This window comes from Microvirga pakistanensis (assembly GCF_004458765.1).
GTDB lineage: Bacteria > Pseudomonadota > Alphaproteobacteria > Rhizobiales > Beijerinckiaceae > Microvirga > Microvirga pakistanensis.
On sequence record NZ_SPJX01000029.1, the window covers coordinates 50574 to 71733 of the forward strand.

Consider the following 21160-nt stretch of genomic DNA (forward strand, 5'->3'; position numbering starts at 1 on the left):
ACCGATGAGGGACATTTCCTGCAAGCTCCTCGTCATCGGAGCCGGGCCGGGCGGGTATGTCTGCGCCATCCGGGCCGGACAGCTCGGAATCGACACGGTCATCGTCGAGGCGCGGAAAACCGGCGGAACCTGCCTCAATGTCGGCTGCATTCCATCGAAGGCGCTCATTCACGCGGCGGAGGAATACGACAGGATCGCCGATCTCGCCTCCGGTCGGAACACGCTGGGCATCAGGACAACGAAGCCCGAGATCGATCTCTCTCGGACCGTCGCCTGGAAGGACGCCATCGTGGGCCGCCTCAACAATGGGGTTTCGGGCCTGCTCAAGCGGGCCAAGGTCAAGATGGTTCAGGGGCAGGCGCGCTTCCGGGACGGCAAGACCGTGGAGGTGGAAACCGAAACGGGCCGTCAGGTCATCCGGGCCGAGACGGTCGTGATCGCCACGGGATCGGCTCCGGTCGAGCTTCCGAGCCTGCCCTTCGGGGATGCCGTCATCTCCTCCACCGAAGCCTTGGCGCTGACCGAGCTTCCCGAAAGGCTCGTCGTCGTCGGAGGCGGCTATATCGGCCTGGAACTGGGCACGGCCTTCGCCAAGCTTGGTGCGAAGGTCACGGTCGTGGAGGCTCAGGCCCGCATCCTGCCGCAATACGACGCGGAGCTGACCCGGCCGGTGTCGAGGAGATTGCAGGCTCTCGGCATCGACGTGATGACAGGCGCAAAAGCCAAAGGGCTGGCCAAGGCCGGCGGCACGCTGCTGGTCGAGGCGGAGAGCGGATCCGAGGTGTCGCTCGCCGCCGACAGGATCCTGGTGACGGTCGGACGCAAGCCGGTCACGCAGGGCTGGGGCATGGAGGAGCTGGTGCTGGATAGGGATGGCCCCTTCATCCGCATCGACGAGACATGTCAGACTTCGATGCGGGGCCTCTATGCCATCGGCGACGTGACCGGTGAGCCGATGCTGGCTCATCGCGCCATGGCGCAGGGCGAGATGGTGGCCGAGATCGTTGCCGGACATCGACGCGTCTGGGACAAGCGGGCCATTCCGGCCGTCTGCTTCACCGATCCGGAGATCGTTGCCGTCGGCCTGGGCCCGGAGGAGGCCAGGCGGGCTGTCAGCGATGTCCGGATCGGCCACTTCCCCTTCTCGGCCAACGGACGCGCCATGACGAAGGTTGGGGAAGAAGGGTTCGTGCGCGTCGTCGCGCGGGCGGACAACCACCTGGTGCTCGGCATCCAGGCCGTCGGGCACGGCGTGTCCGAGCTCTCCGCGGCCTTCGGCCTTGCCCTGGAAATGGGCGCGCGCCTGGAGGATATCGCCGGGACGATCCATGCGCACCCGACCCAGGGCGAAGCGTTTCAGGAGGCGTCGCTCGGCGCGCTCGGCCACGCTCTTCACGCGTAGAGCGAGAGGCACGGCATTCCCGAAGGTGAACTTTCCCATTCTCGGCGGCTCGTCCTCTGCGCGGCCTGCACGGCTGGGCGGATGCCGGATGCACTTGTGCGGACCGGCTCATCTGGTGGAAAAGGCACATGGCAGCGTGCGGGTGACAGGAGTACACGAGACGTGCAGGACTACATCAGGAAAATCTTGGCGGCCCGGGTCTACGACGTGGCGATCGAGAGCCCGCTCGACCCGATGCCGCGCCTGTCCCAACGGTTGGGAGGGCCTGTCCGGCTCAAGCGCGAGGATCTCCAGCCGGTCTTCTCGTTCAAGCTGCGCGGCGCCTACAACAAGATGGCGGGACTGCCGCGGGAGGCGCTCGAGCGGGGCGTGATCTGCGCCTCTGCGGGCAACCACGCCCAAGGCGTCGCCCTGGCGGCACGCAGGCTCGGCGCCAAGGCGACCATCGTGATGCCGCGCACCACACCCGCCATCAAGACCCAGGCGGTCAGGGGGCAGGGCGGCCGGGTGGTGCTCCATGGCGAGAGCTTCGACGAGGCTTACACCCATGCGCGTCAGCTCGAGGCGGAGAAGGGACTTATCTTCATCCACCCCTATGACGATCCCGATGTGATCGCCGGACAGGGCACCGTCGGCATGGAGATCCTGCGTCAGCACCCCGATCCGCTCGAGGCGGTGTTCGTGCCGATCGGAGGAGGGGGCCTGGCCGCCGGGGTGGCGGTCTACACCAAGTTCCTCCGCCCCGAGGTGAAGATGATCGGTGTCGAACCGGAAGATGCCGCCAGCATGGCGGCGGCCCTTTCAGCAGGCGACCGGGTCATCCTGAACCAGGTCGGTCTCTTCGCCGATGGCGTCGCCGTGCGGCAGGCAGGGGAGGAGACGTTCCGCCTCTGCCGTGAGCTGCTCGACGAGGTGATCACCGTCAGCACCGACGAGATCTGTGCGGCGGTCAAAGACATCTTCGAGGATACCCGCGCCATCGCAGAGCCGTCCGGGGCCGTCAGCCTGGCCGGATTGAAGAAGTATGTGGAGCGGGAAGGAGCACGCTCGCGCGGTCTCGTCGCCATCAACAGCGGCGCCAACATGAACTTCGACCGCCTCCGCCATATCGCCGAACGGGCCGAGATCGGCGAGCACCGCGAGGCTCTGCTGGCGGTGACCATCCCCGAACAGCCCGGCAGCTACCGCCGGTTCATCGAGCTCTTGGGGAGGCGCTCGATCACCGAGTTCAACTACCGCTACTCGGATCCGCAGGATGCCCAGATCTTCGTCGGCGTTCAGCTCGTCGAGGGCGACCAGGAGAAGCGCCAGATCATCGCGATGCTGCGGGAGCAGGGCTATCCCGTGCTCGACATGAGCGACAACGAGATGGCCAAACTCCACGTGCGCTACATGGTGGGCGGGAGGACGCCCGGTCTCGAGGACGAGCTGATCTTCCGCTTCCAGTTCCCGGAGCGGCCCGGAGCGCTTCTCAAGTTCCTGAACGGGTTGTCCGGTCGCTGGAATATCTCGCTGTTCCATTATCGCAACCACGGCGCCGATTACGGGCGGGTGCTCGCGGGCATCCAGGTTCCGCTCAAGGAACGGCCGCAGCTCAAGCGCAGCCTGGATGAGCTCGCCTATCCTTACTGGGACGAGAGCAGCAATCCCGCCTATCGGCACTTCCTGGGCGGCAGCAGACTTTCGTAAGATCGCCGGGACGGGCCTGTCGTCCTCGTGCTTCCGAGAGGGACGATATCGTAGCCGTGCGCGCGGATCCGGCCTGCGGAAACGATCCCGATCGGAATTCCGCGGGGGTGTGGTCCCGGTCTGCTCGGGCTTTCCGGCACCGGCGGAGTTCGCCGAATCCCGGGCCTGCTGCTATGGTTTCAGGATCGGCGCACCTTTGATGAGGACCGCTCTATGACCCGTCTCGTCTCCTCCCCCTGGCGACGCGTTCTCGGTGTAGGCCTGTTGGCCCTGGTTCCCGTTCTGACGTCGGGTGCTCAGGCCCAGACCGCTGCTCCGGCTCCCGAAGCCTCGACCGGGCGCATCGCCAAGCAGGCCGGTACATCCACCCGCGACATGGTCGCGGCGGCCAACCCGCTGGCCGCGCAGGCGGGACGGGAGATTCTCGCCGCCGGCGGAAGCGCGGTCGATGCCGCGGTCGCGGTGCAGCTCGTGCTCAACCTCGTCGAGCCGCAGAGTTCGGGCATCGGCGGCGGCGCATTCCTGCTCCACTGGGACAAAACGAGCCTCGTGACCCTGGATGGGCGCGAGACGGCCCCCGCTGCGGCAACGCCTGAGCGGTTTCTGGGGCCTGACGGCAAGCCCATGAAATTCTACGATGCCGTCGTCGGCGGACGGTCCGTTGGCATCCCCGGAACGCTTCGCCTGCTGGAAACGGCGCACAGGCGCTGGGGCAAGCTGCCGTGGTCCCAGGTGATCGCGCCGGCCCTGCGCGTCGCGGAGGAGGGCTTTCCGATTTCGCCGCGTCTCAACGGCCTTCTCGGCATGGAGAAGTTCCTCCCGAGCGACCCGATCGCCCGCGCTCACTTCTACCGGGAGGACGGCACTCCGAAGCCCGTCGGCACGGTCCTGAAGAACCCGGCCTTCGCGAAAACGCTTCGGGACATCGCGGAGAAAGGAGCGGACGTCTTCTATACCGGCGAGATCGCGGCCGACATTGTCGCGACGGTGACGCGCCACGCCACCAATCCCGGCGATATGACCCTGGACGATCTCAAGGCCTACAGGATCGAGGAGAGAGCGCCGGTCTGCGGCTCCTACCGCACCTACCGCATCTGCGGCATGGGTCCGCCGAGCTCCGGCGCCGTGGCCGTCCAGCAGATGATGAGCGTGCTCGAAACTCAGGATATGGCAGCGATGAAGCCGGGTCCCGACGCGGTGCATTGGGTGGCTGAGGCCGGCCGCCTCGCCTTCGCGGATCGCGCTCTCTTTCTTGGAGACCCGGCCTTCGTGAGTGTCCCGGTCCGCGGCCTTGTCGATCCGGGCTACCTCAAGAGCCGCGCCGCTCTGGTGAGCCCTGACCGCTCCATGGGCCGGGCCAAGGCCGGCGACCCGCCGTTCCAGAAGACCGAGTTCCGCTTCGCCCCGTCCGACGGCATCGAGTTCGGCACGAGCCACATCTCGGTGGTCGACCGCGAGGGCAATGCCGTGTCGATGACCACCACGATCGAGGATGGATTCGGTGCCCGCATCATGACCAGGAGCGGTTTTCTCCTGAACAACGAGCTCACGGATTTCAACTTCGCGCCGACCGAAGAGGGCAAGCCGGTGGCGAACCGGGTCGAAGCCGGCAAGCGGCCGCGCAGTTCCATGGCGCCGACGATCGTGCTGGACGCCAACAACAATCTCTACGCGGTTTTGGGATCGCCCGGCGGGAGCCAGATCATTACTTATGTGGCCAAGACCCTGGTCGGCCTCCTGGACTGGAAGCTCGACCCGCAGGCGGCGGTCGATCTGCCGAATTTCGGCAGCCGCAACGGCCCTACGGAAATCGAGGCCGGCACGGAGGCTGAAGCCTGGAAAGCGGCTCTCGAGGCCAAGGGGCACGAGGTCAGGGCGATTGAGATGAACTCCGGCATTCAGGCGATCGTAGTGGGTCCCAATGGCCTCACCGGCGGTGCCGACAGCCGCCGCGAGGGCGTGGCCATCGGCAACTGACGGCCCGCCCCTTCCGGGAGCCTTCGCCGCGATTGAATGGGCTGGGAGGCGAGGGCCGGCGGGATCAGACGATGCCGCCACCGCCGGCGGACACGGCAGGGCGCTCCTGGCCGACCGCCTTGCGATAGCCGCTCGCGCGATAGGCCGCGACCGGATCGATGGCACCGCCTGCGTTCAGGCGAGCCACGGCGAGGATCGGCTCCACATCCGTGCGGAAGGCACTCTTGAGCGTTTCCGACGCCATCAGGGCATCGTTGGATTCCTGGTATTCTTCGAGAGCCTTCCGATCGACGATCAGCGCCTGGGCATAGGCCCGGCGGATCTCGTTGGCGCTGCGGATCAGGCTTTCGATCGGATCGGTCACGTTGTGCGACTGGTCGATCATATGGGCGGGGTGAAAATCGTCCGCCCTGCGGTGCTCGGCATCCACCAGTTCGTTGAACACGAGGAACAGGCGGTAGGGATCGATGGAACCCGCATCGAGATCGTCGTCGCCGTACTTCGAGTCGTTGAAGTGAAAGCCGCCGAGCTTCCGGAACTGGATCAGGCGGGCCACGATCATCTCGATGTTGACGTTCGGCGCATGATGACCGAGATCCACGAGACAATAGGCCTTCTCGCCGAGCTCCGTCGCAATGAGGTAGTTGGTTCCCCAATCCTGCACGACGGTGGAATAGAAGGCGGGCTCGTACATCTTGTGCTCGGAGAAGATGCGCCAGTCATCCGGAAGCTGCTTGTAGATCGCCTTCATGGCATCGAGATAGCGCTCGAAGCTACGGGTGAAGTTCGACTGACCCGGGAAGTTCGAGCCGTCGCCGATCCACACGGTGAGCGCCTTCGAGCCGATGGCCTCGCCGATCTCGATGCATTCGATGTTGTGTTCGATCGCCTGCCGACGGGTCGCCGGATCCGGATGGCTGAGCGAGCCGTATTTGTAGCTGTGCTCCTGGCCAGGCGCGTCGGAGAAGGTGTTCGAGTTCATGGCGTCGAAGCCGAGGCCCAACGCATCCGCGTGGGCCTTCAGGCGCCGCGGGTCATCCACCTTGTCCCAGGGGATATGGAGGGAGACGGTGGGCGTCGCCCGCGTGAGCTGGTGGATCACCGCGCAATCATCGAGCTTGTCGAAGATGTCGCGCGGCTCGCCTGGGCCGGGAAAGCGCGCGAAGCGCGTACCGCCCGTCCCCACGCCCCAGGAGGGAACGGCGACGAAGAATTGCGCCACCTTGTCGGTGATCGCGTCGATGCCGACGCCCTCCCGGGCGAGCTTCGCCCCGAGAGCCTCGTAGTCGGCCTTGAGAGCGGCCAGGCGCTTCTCGTTGTCGGCGGCGATGATGTCGGCGCGGATGATTTGTTCTGACATGGCTTCCTCCCTTGTCGCCTCTCAGCGCGTGAACGACATCGCGTTGCCGGCATCCACGTTGATGATGTTGCCGGTGGACTTCGCAGAGGCATCGGAGGCCAGGAAGTAGATCGCCTCCGCGATATCCTCGGGAAAGACGTTCAGCTTCAGCAGGGAGCGCTTGCGGTAATGCTCCTCCAGCTCGTCGACGGCGAGGTTGGAGGATGCCGCGCGCTGCTCGCGCCATTCGCCGGACCAGATCTTGGATCCGCGCAGCACCGCGTCCGGATTGACCGTGTTGACGCGAATGCCGGCCTCCGCACCCTCGAGCGCCAGGCAGCGGGCGAGGTGGATCTCGGCGGCCTTGGCGGTGCAATAGGCCGAGGCGTTGGGGGAGGAGGCGAGACCGTTCTTGGAGGCGACGAAGACGATATTGCCGCCGAGCTTCTGACGGCGGAACAGCCGGAACGCCTCGCGGGAGACCAGGAAGTAGCCGGTTGCGAGGATCTCGATGTTTTTGTTCCACATGGCGAGATCGGTCTCCTCGACGGGGGCCGAGGACGCGATGCCCGCATTCGACACGAGAATGTCGACGCCTCCGAACTCGACCGACGCTTCGATGAATGAGGAGAGGACGTCCGTTTCGCTCGTCACGTTGAGTTCCACACCGCGCACGGTATCCTTGCCGTAGCGTCGGCCGAAATCCTCGACCGTGTCGGCGAGCGAGGCCTGGTCGATATCGGCCAGAACCACGCAGGCGCCTTCCGCGATCAGCCGCTCGGCCGTGGCACGCCCGATGCCGCCTGCGCCGCCGGTGATGAAGGCGACGCGTCCCGCCAAGCTCTTCGGCTTCGGCATACGCTGGAGCTTCGCCTCTTCGAGCAGCCAATATTCAATATCGAACGCCTCTTGTTCGGGCAGGCCCTGATACTCGGACACGGAGGACGCGCCGCGCATCACGTTGATGGCATTGACGTAGAATTCGCTGGCGATGCGCGCAGTCGCCTTGTCGCGGGCGAAGGATACCATGCCCACGCCCGGGATCAGGAAGATCACCGGATTCGGATCGCGCATCTTCGGGCTGTTCGGGTGCTTGCACTGCTCATAATAACGCGTGTAGTCGGCGCGATAGGCTTCGAGCGCAGCGTCGAGACCGGCCACGACGGCATCGATATCCGGTGCCTTCGGATCGAAGTCGAGCACGAGTGGGCGGATCTTGGTGCGCAGGAAATGGTCCGGGCAGCTCGTGCCGAGCCGGGCGAGGGGCTTCAGGTTGGCGGAATTGACGAATTCGAGCACTGCGTCCTGATCGTCGAAGTGACCGAGCTTGCGTTCGGCTTGACCGATCCTGCCGCGGATTTCCGGCATGAGGCGTGCGGCGATCCTGCGGCGTTCATCCCGGGGAAGGCTGGTGGCGGCCGGGCCGCCGAAGGCCGGCTTGCCGGCCGTCTGCTGCGCAAACCACCGGATCGCCTGGTTGATGATGCGCAACGTCAGCTCGTAGCAATCCTTCGCGGTGTCGGCCCAGGTGAAGAGTCCGTGGCTTTCGAGCACGACGCCTTTCGCCGTCGGATTGGCCTTGGCGAAGGCCTCAAGATCGAGGCCCAGCTGGAAGCCTGGGCGGCGCCAGGGCAGCCACCCGATTTCATCGCCGAAGATCGTCCGCGTCAGCTCGCGCGAGTTCCTGGAAGCCGCGATCGCGATGATCGCATCGGGATGCACGTGGTCGACGTGCCGGTAGGGGAGGAAGCCGTGCAGGGGGGTGTCGATGGAGGCTGCGCGCGGATTCAGGTTGAAGGTCGCGTGAGGCAGGAAGCCCACCATGCGGTCCTCGTCCTCGACGCCCTTGTAGAGAGACTTCAGCGACAGCAGCTTGTCCATGTAGAGGGTCGCGAAGCCGTCGAGCTTGATCGTGCCGACATCGCCTCCGGAGCCCTTCACCCAAAGGATCTCGACCTGCTCGCCCGTGAGGGGATCGGTTTCGACCACCTTGGCCGAGGTGTTACCGCCGCCGTAATTGGTGATGCGCTTGTCGGCCCCGAGGAGGTTGGAGCGGTAGAGAAGCAGGCCGGGCTCGTCGAGATTGGCCGCTGTCGCATCATCCCATTGGCTATCCAGCAGCTTCACGGTTTGCGCCGCAATATCCACATTGACCTCCTGCCAAGCTGAAGCGGGCGGGCCTCGCCGCACGCCGAGGCTGTGAACATTGGCGAGGCGCCTGTGATTGTCAACCAAAACCAATCATAAGCAATCAACTTCGATCATAATACGAATGGGTAAGACGGGAGATGATTGACGGCTCCCTAAATCTCCGTAACCCTGGGATTGCTCTTGGGCGGATTTGATGGCCTCTTGGCGATCTTGCTCGATTTCAGACCACTCCTGTGAGGATTTATGCACGAACGTGAAAGGCATCGGATCATTCTCAGCTTGGTTCAGGAGCGGCCCGTCGCGACCATCCAGGACCTGATGGAGCTGACGGAAGCGTCCGAGGCCACGATCCGCCGGGACATCGCGGCGCTTCACGTTCAAGGGCGCCTGCGGCGCGTGCGCGGCGGTGCGGAGGCTCTCCACCCCCAGCAGATCAGCCCCCTGGCCGCCAAGCCGTTTCGGATCTCGGAAGGTGAGAACGCGACCATGAAGCGGGCCATTGCGCGCGAAGCGGTCGCGCTCTGCAGCGACGGGGACGCCATCATCATCAATGGCGGCACCACCACGTTTCAGATGGTGCATTACCTGACCGCTCGCCGAATGCAGGTCTTCACCAACTCCTTCGCGATCGCCGAGCACCTTATCAAGCATTCCAAAAACCAGGTGATGCTGCCTGGCGGCTCCGTCTACCGCGACCAGAGCATCATTCTGTCGCCCTTCGACAATGACGTGACCCGTAATTTCTACGCGCGCCGCATGTTCATGGGTGCGCAGGGCGTCGGTCCTGTCGGCGTGATGGAGCAGGATGCTTTGATCATCCAAGCCGAGCAGAAGCTGATCAATCAGGCGGACGAGCTGGTGCTGATGGTGGATTCCACCAAGTTCCGGCGCCGTTCGAGCCTGATTCTCTGCCCCCTCAACCGTGTCTCGACGCTCATCACGGACGATGGCATCCCGGATGCCGCCAGAACCATGATCGAGGAAGCAGGGATCAAGCTGATCGTCGCCTCGACGGCTGCACAAGATCAGCAGACGGAATCCTCATCGGCGGCCTGAGAGCCGGCGATAGGCTTTTGAAAGGGAGGAAGAAAACATGAAACTTTTCGCGAAACTCGCCGTCGGCACGGCCCTCGGCCTCGCCCTGCTCACGGGCGCGGCGAGCGCCGAGAACATCAAGATCGGCCTTGTGGTGAAATCCCTCGGAAACGGCTTCTTCGAGGCCGCCAACAAGGGCGCACAGGAAGCGGCCAAGGAACTCGGCGGCGTGGACATCATCTATACAGGTCCTACCACCACGACCGCCGAGGGGCAGATCGAGGTTATCAACGCCCTGATCGCCCAGAAGGTCGATGCCATCGCAATCTCGGCGAACGATCCCGACGCCGTCATCCCGGCCCTGAAGAAAGCAGCCCAGCGCGGCATCAAGGTGATTTCCTGGGATTCCGGCGTCAACAAGGACGGGCGGATCCTTCACCTCAATCCCTCGTCGAACGAGCTGATCGGCAATATGTGCCTGAAGCTCGCGGCCTCGCACCTGCCGGACGGAAAGGGCGATTTCGCGATCCTGTCCGCCACCTCCACGTCGACGAACCAGAACACCTGGATCGCCGAAATGAAGAAGCAGCTGCCGAAATACCCGGGCCTGAACCTCGTGACCACGGTCTACGGCGACGACCTTGCGGACAAGAGCTATCGCGAAGCGCAGGGCCTTCTCTCCTCCCAGCCGAATGTGAAGGTGATTGTCGCTCCGACCACGGTCGGCGTGCTTGCGGCCTCGCAGGCGGTCAAGGACGCCGGCAAGATCGGCCAGGTCTACGTGACGGGTCTCGGCCTGCCGTCCGAGATGGCCGGTGCAGTGCATTCCGGCGCGACCAAGGAGTTCGCGATCTGGAACCCGATCGATCTCGGTTACTCCGCGGCGCAGATTGCTTACCGTCTGGTCAAGAAGGAGACCGACGGCAAGCCGGGCTCCGAGATCAATGCCGGCCGCATGGGCAAGATCAAGATCGGCGAGAACGGCGAGGCCGCCATGGCGGATCCCTTCGTCTACAACGCGAAGAACGTCGACGAATTCGCCAAGATCTTCTGAGGTCTCGATACGCGCAGAATGAAGGCGCGGTGACATCGCGCCTTCCTTGCCCACGTTGGTCTGCGGGGGGAGTCCCCATGTCTGTTGTACAAGCGCTCACTCAGAATTCGGCTCCGCTTCTGGAGATGCGCGGCATTTCCAGATCGTTTCCTGGCGTCAAGGCGCTGGACGGCGTCGATGTCGCTCTCTATCCGGGAACCGTGACGGCACTGATCGGGGAGAATGGCGCGGGCAAGTCCACCCTCGTCAAGATCCTCACCGGCATCTACCAGCCGGACGGCGGCCAGATCGTCGTCGAGGGTGAGCCCGTACAATTCACGAGCGCAGAGGCTGCCATTCGTAGCGGCATAACGGCGATCCATCAGGAAACCGTGCTGTTCGACGAGCTCTCGGTTGCCGAGAACATCTTCCTCGGGCATGCGCCGCGCAACCGATGGGGTCTCGTCAACTGGGCCGCCATGAATGCCCGTGCGGCTGCGTTGTTGACGTCCATCGACGCGCCCATCAGCCCTTACTCCCGCCTGAAGGATCTCTCGATCGCGCAGCGCCATCTCGTCGCCATCGCACGGGCTCTGTCCGTGGAGGCGCGGGTCGTCATCATGGACGAGCCGACGGCGGCGCTGTCCTACAAGGAGGTGGAGGATCTTTTCCGCATCATCGAGAGATTGAAGCGGCAGGGAAAGGCCATCCTCTTCATCAGCCACAAATTCGAGGAAGTCTATGCGATCGCCGAGCGGTTCGTGGTTTTCCGCGATGGCCGCTCGATCGGCGCGGGGTTGCTGGCACAAACCAGCCAGGACGAGATCGTGCGCATGATGGTGGGCCGTTCGGTCGATCATGTGTTTCCGAAAGCCGCCGTCACCATCGGCGAGACCGTCCTGAAGGTTTCCGGCTATTCCCACCCGACGGAATTCGACGGCATCTCCTTCGCGCTGCGCCGTGGCGAGATCCTTGGGCTCTACGGCCTCGTCGGAGCGGGGCGATCGGAGTTCTGTCAGTCCCTCTTCGGCATCACGCGCCCGAGCACCGGCAGGCTCGAACTGGAAGGACGCTCCATCGAGATCCGCTCCCCGTCCGATGCCATCCGGGCCGGGATCGTCTATGTGCCGGAAGAGCGCGGCCGTCACGGCGCCGTGCTCCAGATGCCGATCTTCCAGAACTTCTCGATGGCCACCTTGGGCAGAACCACGCGGGCGGGCTTCCTCCGCCAGGCCGAGGAATTCGCCCTCGCACGCCGATATGCGGAGAGGCTCGACCTGCGCGCCGCCGCCTTGTCGGTTCCGGTCGGCACCCTGTCGGGAGGCAATCAGCAGAAGGTCGTCATCGGCAAATGGCTCGCCACCAGGCCGAAGGTGATCATTCTCGACGAGCCCACCAAGGGCATCGATATCGGCTCGAAGGCGGCCGTTCATGCGTTCATGAGCGAACTCGCCGGAGAGGGCCTCAGCGTGATCATGGTCTCGTCAGAGCTCCCCGAAATCCTCGGCATGTCGGACAGGGTGATGGTGATGCGCGAGGGCAGGGTGGCCGGTATCTGGAATCGTGAGGGGCTCGACGCCGAGACCCTCGTTCGTGCGGCTACCGGGAACGAGTGACGGGAAGGGCGACGCGATGAGCCGCATTCTGAAGTACCGAGAACTCCTGCTTTTCGGGATCATCTGCGTGTTGATCGCCGCATTTTCCTATCGGGCGCCGGGCTTTTCTTCTCCCAGGAGCCTTGCGAACATCTTCAACGATACCTCGATCCTGATGATCCTGGCCCTCGGCCAGATGGCGGTGATCCTGACGAGATCCATCGACCTTTCGGTGGCCGCCAATTTGTCCTTCACGGGCATGGCCGTCGCCATGCTCAATGCGGCCTATCCTGGAATCCCGCTGCCCCTTCTCATCTGCGCGGCGCTCGCGATCGGAGCCGCGCTCGGCGCGATCAACGGCCTCATGGTGTGGAAAATCGGCATTCCCGCCATCGTGGCGACGCTTGGGACGCTCACCATCTATCGCGGCATGGCCTTCGTCCTGTCGGGCGGCGCGTGGGTGAACCAGACCCAGATGACCCCCGCTTTCCTGAACACGCCGCGCATGCCGGTGCTTGGCCTTCCCCTGCTCGGATGGACTGCGATCCTCGTGATCGCCGTCATCGCAATCGTGTTGAGGCGCACTGTTTTCGGGCGTTCCCTGTATGCGGCGGGCGGCAATCCTACCGCGGCGCTCTATGCCGGCGTCGATGTCGGTCGCACGACGTTCTTCGCCTTCATGCTGTCGGGAGCCTTGGCCGGTCTCTGCGGCTATCTCTGGGTGTCGCGGTATGCGGTCGCGTATGTCGACATCGCCGCGGGATTCGAGCTTGATACCGTTGCGGCCTGCGTCATCGGCGGCATTTCGACCCTTGGTGGCATCGGCTCGGTCGGCGGAGCCGTGCTGGGAGCGCTGTTCCTTGGCGTGATCAAGAACGCGCTTCCCGTGATCAACATCTCGCCGTTCTGGCAGATGGCGATTTCCGGCCTCGTGATCATCATTGCCGTTCTCTTCAACGCTCGTCAGGAGCGCCGCAAGGGTCGTCTCATCCTGCGCGAGACCGCCAAGCGCCGCCCCCCCCGGATCGAAGTCCCCGTCGAAGGAGCCGCCGCATGACGATCCTGACCGCCGAGAAACGGCCCGTGCGCGTCATCCCCGACAAGCTCTCCACGCCGATCAGCCGGATTCTGGGAAGCTGGGAAATGCTCCTCGCTGCGGTCGCCATCTCGATTTTCATTGCGAACTCACTGGCATCGCCCCATTTCCTCGATCCCTGGAACCTGTCCGACGCCACGTACAATTTCACCGAGAAGGCCATGATTGCCTTCGCCATGACCCTTCTGATCATCTCGGGAGAAATCGACCTGTCGGTCGCCGCCATCATCGCGCTCGCCTCGACCGCCATGGGAGCGGCCGCCCAGGCCGGGTTTCAGACCCCGGCGCTGGTCGGGATCGGACTGGGAGTCGGTCTGTTGTGTGGTGCGTTCAACGGCCTGCTGGTCGCCCGCATCGGCCTGCCTTCGATCGTGGTCACGATCGGCACCATGAGCCTGTTCCGCGGCATCGCGCAGATCGTCCTCGGCGATCAGGCCTATGGCGGTTATCCGGCGAGCTTTGCCTGGTTCGGCCAGGGCTATATGTCGGATTTCCCGTGGTGGCCCGCGCTTCCAGGCTTCGAGGTCGTCACCTTCGAGATGGTGGCCTTTGCGGCCTTCGCGCTCGTGTTCGGGATCCTCCTGCATCGGACCACTTTCGGGCGTTGGATCTACGCCATCGGCAACAACGCTTTTGCTGCGCAATTCTCCGGGATACCTGTCCAGCGCACCAAGTTCGTTCTGTTTCTGCTCACGGGCGTGATGAGCGGGTTCGCCGCCGTGTGTCTCACCTCCCGTCTAGGGTCGACCCGGCATACGATCGCGGCAGGCTGGGAACTCGAAGCCATCACCATGGCAGTACTCGGGGGCGTCAGCATTCTCGGCGGTTCCGGCACGATCCCGGGCGTGGTGCTCGCGGCCATCGTCATGGGCCTCGTGACCTTTGGGCTCGGCCTGCTCAACGTGCCGGGCATCGTCATGTCGATCTTCATCGGCCTGCTACTCATCCTCGTGATCGCACTGCCGATTCTGTTCCGTCGCATCCGCTCGAAGGCCGCCGCATGAGCAAGAAAGAAAAACATGCATTCAAGATGCAGCTTCATCCGGGCATGGAGGAGGAATACCGCCGCCGCCATGATGAGATCTGGCCGGAGCTGGCCGAGCTGTTGAAGGACGCGGGCGTGGAGGACTACTCGATTCATCTCGACCGTGAGACCAACATCCTCTTCGCCGTGCTCTGGCGCCCGATCGATCACAACATGGCGGATCTTCCGAACCACCCGCTGATGAAGCGCTGGTGGGCTTTCATGGCTGATATCATGGTGACCAATCCGGACCAGTCGCCGGTGGAGAAGCCGCTCGTCACCGTCTTCCATTTAGCGTGAGTCCATGAAGGTTGCGGTGCTCGATGTCGGCAAGACCAACGTCAAGGCCGTCGTTGTGGATCTGGAGGCCGGCCGCGAACTTGCGGCGCGCACGAAGCCGAACAAGGTGCTGACGGACGGCCCCTATCCCCATTTCGACGTGGACGGGATTTTTACCTTCTTCATCGCCTCCTTGAAGGATCTTCATGCCGAATTCGGGTTCGAGGCCGTCTCGATCACGGCCCACGGCGCAAGCGGCGCCCTTATTGCCGACGACGGCTTGGCCCTTCCGGTTCTCGACTACGAGTTCCGCTATTCGGCCGATATCGATCGCGCCTATGATGCGATCAGACCACCGTTCCGGGAAACCTTCTCGCCGCGCCTGCCCGGCGGACTGAACCTCGGAGCTCAGCTCCACTTCCAGAAAGCAACCTTTCCTGACGAGTTCAGGAACGTCCGCGCGATCGTCACCTATCCGCAATATTGGGGCTGGCGGCTGACCGGTGCTTCGGCCATGGATGTGACCTCTCTCGGATGCCATACGGATCTGTGGCTGCCGCGAACCGGTACGTTCTCCAGCCTTGTCGAGCGCCTCGATATCGCCGGTAAGCTGGCGCCGGTCAGAAAGCCCGCCGACATGCTGGGTCACGTGGCCGGCGACGTCGCCGCCAGGATCGGGCTCGTTGAGCCTGTTCCGGTCTATTGCGGCATCCACGATTCCAATGCGTCTCTTCTGCCGCATCTGCTTCAGCGCGAGGCGCCCTTCGCGGTGGTGTCGACAGGCACCTGGATCGTGCTGTTCGCGGTTGGTGGGGATCTCGATCGCCTTGCTCCCGAACGCGATACCCTGGCGAACGTCGATGCCCTCGGCCGCGCGGTGCCGTCGGCTCGCTTCATGGGCGGCCGGGAGTTCGAGCTGCTGACCGGAGGAAAAGGCGCGGCGACGCCACAGGCCGTCAAACGCGTGTTGGACGAGGGTGTTTTTCTGACACCGGGCGTCGTTCCCGGTTGCGGACCTTATCCTCATGCGCAGCATCGTGTCGTGAATGCCTCTCACGCACTCGATGCGGACGAGACCTATGTGGCGGCCTCGCTCTACGCTGCGTCGATGACGAAGACCTGCCTCGACCTGACAGGTGCGGCCGGGCCGATCGTTGTGGAAGGTCCTTTCGCCCGCAACCGGCTCTACATCGAGGCTCTGTCCAACGCGGTTGCGCGCCCGGTCACGGCGGCAGCGGGCTCGACGGGGACGAGCATGGGAGCGGCACTCCTTGCTGCCCATCTTTCGGTGCCAACGATGTCGGCGTCGGAGGAGGCTGGTTCGACTCTCGCTTCGTCCGAGGATTACCGGCGGTACTGTAACGGGTGGGAGGCGCTTTTGCGTGGTGAGAGCCTCCACGGATGAGGTGCGCTCTACGGCACCTGGGGAATTGCCGCCGGCGGCTCCAGAGACTCTGATCGGACCGGGTTCAGGACGTGATCGGCATCGAGCTGAAACCCTTGATTAACCTGGAAAGCGCATTCTTTCCTTACGTGAATCAGGGACTGGGCGGGCCCCTCATCCGGAGATGATTGCCCATGACGGAGAAGACCCTCACCGAAGCGATCCAAGAGAAACTGAACATGATCGACCCTATCCTGAAAGCAATACAGGCCGGGGGAGATGAATCCTATCTTCGTGACCTCCAGACGCTGCTCAGAAAGAGCCTCGCCAGCCTCCTCGCCCTGTTCGAACGCGATCCCGGCCTTGATGCCGCGACGGCCGATCTCTACGCCGCGGCCGCCGCCATCGTGAAGGATGTCACGGCAGCGTCCCAGCCATATGCCCGGAAGCGCCGCCTGCTCAAGGAAGCGCAGGGACGCTTCGAGGAGAGAATCGCGTTGGCAAAGCCCAGGGAGCGCAAGCCTCCGGCTACGTGGCGTCAGAGCGAGCTCTTCTTTGCAGCCTGACTCATGCAGGAAGGTCTGCTGAAGGGGAGCTCGTCAGACGGATCATAAGGCGTGGATATCCATCGAAAGGGCCGGCGGCGTTCTGCCGCGCTGCATGGCCGCTTCCCGCGTCCGTCAGCATGTTCGATCACGGTGCCGGGGAAGACCGGCACCCATCACGTCCAGTGAGGCCCCAACGGACCCGCGAATGAGTCTCTCCGTCGGTTCCGAGGATCAGTCCCAGGCCAGAGCGCCTCCGCTCTGGTAGTCGATGACGCGGGTTTCGAAGAAGTTCTTCTCCTTCTTCAGGTCCATCGCCTCCGACATCCACGGAAACGGATTCTCGGCCTCGGGGAACACGAAGGTCAATCCGAGCTGCGCGCAGCGGCGGTTGGCGATGAAGTGCATGTACTGCTCGCACAAGGCGGCGTTCAGGCCCAAGAAGCCACGCGGCATCGTATCCCGGCCATAGGCCGCTTCGAGCTCGGCCGCCTCGCGCAGCATCTGCCGGACTTCCTCCTGGAACGCGGCCGTCCACAGGTGCGGGTTCTCGATCCGGATCTGGTTGATCACATCGATGCCGAAGTTGAGGTGAATGCTCTCGTCGCGCAGGATATATTGGTACTGCTCGGCGATGCCGACCATCTTGTTGCGCCGGCCCAGCGCCAGGATCTGGGCAAACCCGGTGTAGAACCACATCCCCTCGAAGACGACATAGAAGGCGATGAGATCGCGCAGGAAAGCCTGGTCCGCCTCGGGCGTGCCGGTAGTGAAGGAGGGATTCTCGATCCCTTGGGTATGCCGGAGGGCCCAGGCGGCCTTGTCGGTGATGGACGGAATCTCCCGGTACATGTTGAAGAGCTCGCCCTCGTCGAGGCCGAGGCTCTCGACGATATACTGGAAGGTGTGGGTGTGGACCGCTTCCTCGAAGGCCTGCCGCAGCAGGTATTGCCGGCATTCCGGGTTGGTGAGGTGGCGATAGATCGCCAGGACGATGTTGTTGGCCACCAGGCTCTCCGATGCGGCGAAGAACCCGAGATTGCGCTTGACCATGCGCCGCTCGTCCTCGGTCAACCCGTCGCGGGATTTCCAGAGCGCGATGTCGGCCTGCATGGAGACCTCGGTGGGCATCCAATGGTTGTTGCAGGCCGCGAGATACTTTTCCCAGGCCCATTTGTACTTGAGCGGGAGCAACTGGTTCACGTCGGCACGGCAATTGATCATGGCCTTCTCGTCGACGCTGACGCGGCCGCCGCTGCGGTCGATGGAGCCCAGTCCCGTCGTATCCGCGGGGGAGGGCAATGAGGGGGATCGGGGTTCGTTCCAGTCGAGCATGGGATTGTCCTTGAGCGGTCGGGTAGGGGGCCGCGCGCAAGAGTTCCGGGCGCGGCCGCACATGAAAACGGATCGGAGACGTGTCGCGGGACTACTGGCACGCCTCGCAGCTGGGATCGTCGAGGGAGCAGGCCATGCCCACGGCGCCGGCCGAGGCCGGGGCCACCGGAACGGCGTTCAGCTTCCCGTCGGTGCCTTTCAGCGTCGATTTTTCCACGTGGGTCGCCGCGGTCGCGCGCAGATAATAGGTTGTCTTCAGCCCGCGTTCCCAAGCCAGCCGGTACATCCCGTCGAGTCTCCGGCCGTTCGGGTTGGCGATGTAGAGATTGAGCGACTGGGCCTGATCGATCCATTTCTGACGCCGGGCCGCCGCCTCGATCAGCCACGACGGCTCGATCTCGAAGGCGGTGGCATAGAGTGCTTTGAGATCGTCCGGAACACGGTCGATCGGAGCGAGGCTGCCGTCGAAATACTTCAAGTCCGCGATCATTACCTCGTCCCAAAGACCGCGAGCCTTCAGATCCTCCACGAGGGCCGGGTTCACTACCGTGAAGTCGCCCGACATGTTGGCCTTGACGTAGAGATTGCGGAAGGTCGGCTCGATGGATTGCGAGACGCCGCAGATGTTGGAGATCGTGGCGGTGGGCGCAATTGCCATGACGTTGGAATTGCGCATGCCCACGCGCATGACCAGGTCCCGAAGGGCGCCCCAGTCCAGGGTCGACGACCGGTCGAGAGCGAGCCCGCCACGTGCCTCCGCGAGAAGCTCGAGAGAATCGATGGGCAGGATTCCTCTCGACCAGAGCGAGCCTTCGAAGCTCGGGTAGCGGCCGCGCTCCACCGCGAGATCGCAGGAGGCTGCGATTGCATGATAGCTGATCGCCTCCATGCTCTCGTCCGCGAAGGTGACGGCACCCTCGGATGCCACGGGCAGGCGCAAGGTATGAAGCGCATCCTGGTAGCCCATCAGGCCGAGCCCGACAGGGCGGTGGCGCAGGTTGGAGCGGCGCGCTTCCGGGATCGTGTAGAAGTTGATGTCGATCACGTTGTCGAGCATCCGCATGGCGGTCCTGACGGTGCGTGCGAGGCGCTCATGATCGATCCCCTGTGGCGTCACATGACGTGCGAGATTGACCGAACCGAGATTGCAGACTGCGACTTCGTCCAGCGAGGTGTTGAGCGTGATCTCCGTGCAGAGGTTGGACGAGTGCACGACCCCGACGTGTCCCTGAGGCGAGCGGATGTTGCAGGGATCCTTGAACGTGATCCAGGGATGTCCCGTCTCGAACAGCATGGTCAGCATGCGGCGCCAGAGATCAATGGCGCGCACCTGCCGGAAGACCTTGATGGCACCCTGGGCGGCCTTGGCCTCGTAGGCTTCGTAAGCCGCCCTGAAGGCCGGCCCGTAGAGATCATGCAGATCCGGCGTCTCGTCCGGGGAGAACAGGGTCCAGACCCCGTCCTCGGCCACACGCTGCATGAACAGATCCGGAATCCAGTTCGCAGTGTTCATGTCATGGGTGCGGCGGCGGTCGTCGCCCGTGTTCTTACGCAGGTCGAGGAACTCCTCGATATCGATGTGCCAGGTCTCGAGATAGGCACAGACCGCTCCCTTGCGCTTGCCGCCCTGGTTGACCGCGATGGCCGTGTCGTTGGCGACCTTCAGGAACGGCACCACACCCTGGCTCTCACCGTTCGTGCCCTTGATATGGGCCCCGAGACCGCGCACGCGCGTCCAGTCGTTGCCCAGTCCGCCAGAGTATTTGGCCAGGAGGGCATTGTCCTTCACGCTCTTGAAGATGCCGTCGAGATCGTCCGGCACCGTCGTCAGGAAGCAGGAGGAGAGCTGCGGCCGCGTCGTCCCGGCATTGAACAGGGTTGGGGTCGAGGCCATGAAGTCGAACGATGACAGGAGATCGTAGAAGGCGATCGCCTTCTCTTCCCGGTCGATCTCGCGCAGGGCGAGTCCCATGGCGACCCGCATGAAGAAGGCCTGCGGCAGCTCGAACCGTGTGCCGGCCACATGCAGGAAGTAGCGGTCGTAGAGCGTCTGCAGGCCGAGATACTGGAAATTCAGGTCCCGCTCCGGCTTGAGCGCGGCCGCGAGGCGAGCGAGGTCGAAGCGGGCGAGTTCCGGATCGAGCAGCTCGGCCGCGATGCCCTTCCGCACATAGGCCGGGAAATACTCGGCATAGCGTTCGGCCATCTCGGCCTGGGTCGCCTGCCGGTGCCCTCCGTGTACCGCGCTCAGGGCCTCTCGACGCAAGCTGTCCAGAAGGAGGCGCGCGCTGACGTAAGCATAATCCGGTTCCCGCTCCACAAGCGTGCGGGCGGCGAGAACCGGCGCCAGCGCCAGCTCGGCCTCGGTGATGCCGTCATAGAGGTTGCGTCGGGTCTCGGTCAGGATCGCTGCGGCTGAGACGTCCGCTAGGCCATCGCACGCTTCGGCCACGAGAGCCTGAAGGCGCTCCATATCGAGACGAGCACGCGTGCCATCCTGGAGCGTCACGTGGAGGAGGGGCTCCTCCGCGATAACGCTGGGCAGGGCCTTCGCCCGCTCGGCGGCGCGCTGCTCACGGTAGAGCACGTAGGCGCGAGCCACTTTGTGGTGGCCGCCGCGCATCAGCGCGAGTTCGACCTGATCCTGAACCTCCTCGATATGGAACGTGCGCCCCGTCTCGGCGCGGCGGGTGAGGGCGGAGACGATCTCCGACGTCAGGACAGCGACTGTTTCATGGATCCGCCGAGAGGCGGCGGCCGTCGAGCCTTCGATGCCGAGGAAGGCTTTGGTCAGCGCCACCCCGATCTTCGAGGCATCGAAAGGCGTGACGCTGCCGTTGCGCCGAATGATCCGGTAATCGGACACAGGCCGTGATGAGGAATCCGCGGAGGGAGTGGAAGATACCGCCCCTGTTGCAGGCGCGATGGAGAGAGTGGTGGACATTCGGCAACCCCATACAAGTTGGGGGCATGGGCCGAGGAACGCATCCTACGCCCGCGCAATGGCGCGGTGCACTGAGCGATCCATCGGGGCACCCCGCCCGAGGACATGATCGTCAGCCCTGGGCAGGTCTCCTGGCTTGCGGGTCGTCGCCTTCTGCCGGCCTTCCCGGTGATCGCTCACCAGTGACGCTGGATGGCAGGAGACTCGTCGCTCACAGTTGCGGGGGCAGCCCCGGATTCACCTCAATGGTTCACCGGATTCCCTCTTAGCTCCGGATGCTGATCCGGAGACCCATGACTACTACATATGGTGCAGGCGCGATCGGCCAGCGT

The 21160-nt window shown here is 64.0% G+C and carries 15 protein-coding genes and 1 riboswitch; of the genes, 11 read left to right on the top strand and 4 right to left on the bottom strand.

The window, feature by feature from the left end; genetic code table 11:
- The first annotated feature begins 4 nt into the window (after positions 1–4).
- The 3 genes from lpdA to ggt all read left to right on the top strand — a co-directional run bounded on the left by lpdA (position 5) and on the right by ggt (position 5068).
- Entirely contained in the window at positions 5–1402 is a 1398-nt protein-coding gene (lpdA, locus tag E4K09_RS01865; protein WP_134494703.1) for a dihydrolipoyl dehydrogenase, read from the top strand.
- An 81-nt stretch (positions 1403–1483) separates the two neighbouring features.
- Positions 1484–3091 (top strand): threonine ammonia-lyase, biosynthetic, encoded by a 1608-nt coding sequence (gene ilvA, locus E4K09_RS01870; RefSeq protein ID WP_280177435.1) that lies wholly within the window; start codon positions 1484–1486, stop codon positions 3089–3091.
- A gap of 213 nt (positions 3092–3304) precedes the next feature.
- Positions 3305–5068 (top strand): gamma-glutamyltransferase, encoded by a 1764-nt coding sequence (gene ggt / locus E4K09_RS01875; RefSeq protein ID WP_134494707.1) that lies wholly within the window; start codon positions 3305–3307, stop codon positions 5066–5068.
- Between the two features lie 64 nt (positions 5069–5132).
- Here the strand turns inward: ggt and rhaI are convergent, their stop codons facing one another.
- Positions 5133–6428 carry an L-rhamnose catabolism isomerase gene (rhaI, locus tag E4K09_RS01880; RefSeq protein WP_134494709.1) on the bottom strand — a complete coding sequence of 432 codons (1296 nt, stop codon included), beginning with the start codon at positions 6426–6428 and terminating at the stop codon, positions 5133–5135.
- A gap of 21 nt (positions 6429–6449) precedes the next feature.
- The gene (locus tag E4K09_RS01885; RefSeq protein ID WP_425293801.1) at positions 6450–8555 is read right to left on the bottom strand and encodes a bifunctional rhamnulose-1-phosphate aldolase/short-chain dehydrogenase; all 2106 of its coding nucleotides are present in this window, start codon (positions 8553–8555) and stop codon (positions 6450–6452) included.
- A gap of 246 nt (positions 8556–8801) precedes the next feature.
- On the opposite strand from E4K09_RS01885, the gene E4K09_RS01890 reads away from it, so the two are divergent.
- From E4K09_RS01890 to E4K09_RS01925, 8 genes are all read left to right on the top strand, one after another.
- Positions 8802–9614, top strand: coding sequence for a DeoR/GlpR family DNA-binding transcription regulator (locus E4K09_RS01890; RefSeq protein ID WP_134494711.1), 813 nt, complete (start codon positions 8802–8804; stop codon positions 9612–9614).
- A gap of 37 nt (positions 9615–9651) precedes the next feature.
- The gene (rhaS, locus tag E4K09_RS01895; RefSeq protein ID WP_134494713.1) at positions 9652–10647 is read left to right on the top strand and encodes a rhamnose ABC transporter substrate-binding protein; all 996 of its coding nucleotides are present in this window, start codon (positions 9652–9654) and stop codon (positions 10645–10647) included.
- Between the two features lie 77 nt (positions 10648–10724).
- The gene (locus E4K09_RS01900; protein WP_134494715.1) at positions 10725–12242 is read left to right on the top strand and encodes a sugar ABC transporter ATP-binding protein; all 1518 of its coding nucleotides are present in this window, start codon (positions 10725–10727) and stop codon (positions 12240–12242) included.
- A 16-nt stretch (positions 12243–12258) separates the two neighbouring features.
- Positions 12259–13278 (top strand): ABC transporter permease, encoded by a 1020-nt coding sequence (locus tag E4K09_RS01905; protein WP_134494717.1) that lies wholly within the window; start codon positions 12259–12261, stop codon positions 13276–13278.
- On the top strand, positions 13275–14321 hold the full coding sequence (locus tag E4K09_RS01910) for an ABC transporter permease (RefSeq protein WP_134494719.1): 1047 nt from the start codon (positions 13275–13277) through the stop codon (positions 14319–14321). The genes E4K09_RS01905 and E4K09_RS01910 overlap by 4 nt, the downstream gene beginning before the upstream one ends.
- Positions 14318–14641 carry an L-rhamnose mutarotase gene (rhaM, locus tag E4K09_RS01915; protein WP_134494721.1) on the top strand — a complete coding sequence of 108 codons (324 nt, stop codon included), beginning with the start codon at positions 14318–14320 and terminating at the stop codon, positions 14639–14641. Before E4K09_RS01910 ends, rhaM begins: the two co-directional genes overlap by 4 nt.
- A gap of 4 nt (positions 14642–14645) precedes the next feature.
- Complete coding sequence (locus E4K09_RS01920; protein ID WP_134494723.1) at positions 14646–16025, top strand: FGGY-family carbohydrate kinase; 1380 nt, start codon at positions 14646–14648, stop codon at positions 16023–16025.
- 173 nt (positions 16026–16198) lie between these two features.
- Positions 16199–16570 carry a hypothetical protein gene (locus E4K09_RS01925; protein WP_134494725.1) on the top strand — a complete coding sequence of 124 codons (372 nt, stop codon included), beginning with the start codon at positions 16199–16201 and terminating at the stop codon, positions 16568–16570.
- Between the two features lie 213 nt (positions 16571–16783).
- Here the strand turns inward: E4K09_RS01925 and E4K09_RS01930 are convergent, their stop codons facing one another.
- The gene (locus E4K09_RS01930; protein WP_134494727.1) at positions 16784–17884 is read right to left on the bottom strand and encodes a ribonucleotide-diphosphate reductase subunit beta; all 1101 of its coding nucleotides are present in this window, start codon (positions 17882–17884) and stop codon (positions 16784–16786) included.
- Positions 17885–17975: 91 nt separating this feature from the next.
- On the bottom strand, positions 17976–20828 hold the full coding sequence (locus E4K09_RS01935) for a ribonucleoside-diphosphate reductase subunit alpha (protein WP_134494729.1): 2853 nt from the start codon (positions 20826–20828) through the stop codon (positions 17976–17978).
- 104 nt (positions 20829–20932) lie between these two features.
- A riboswitch (cobalamin riboswitch) is annotated at positions 20933–21138 on the bottom strand.
- Positions 21139–21160: the final 22 nt, after the last annotated feature.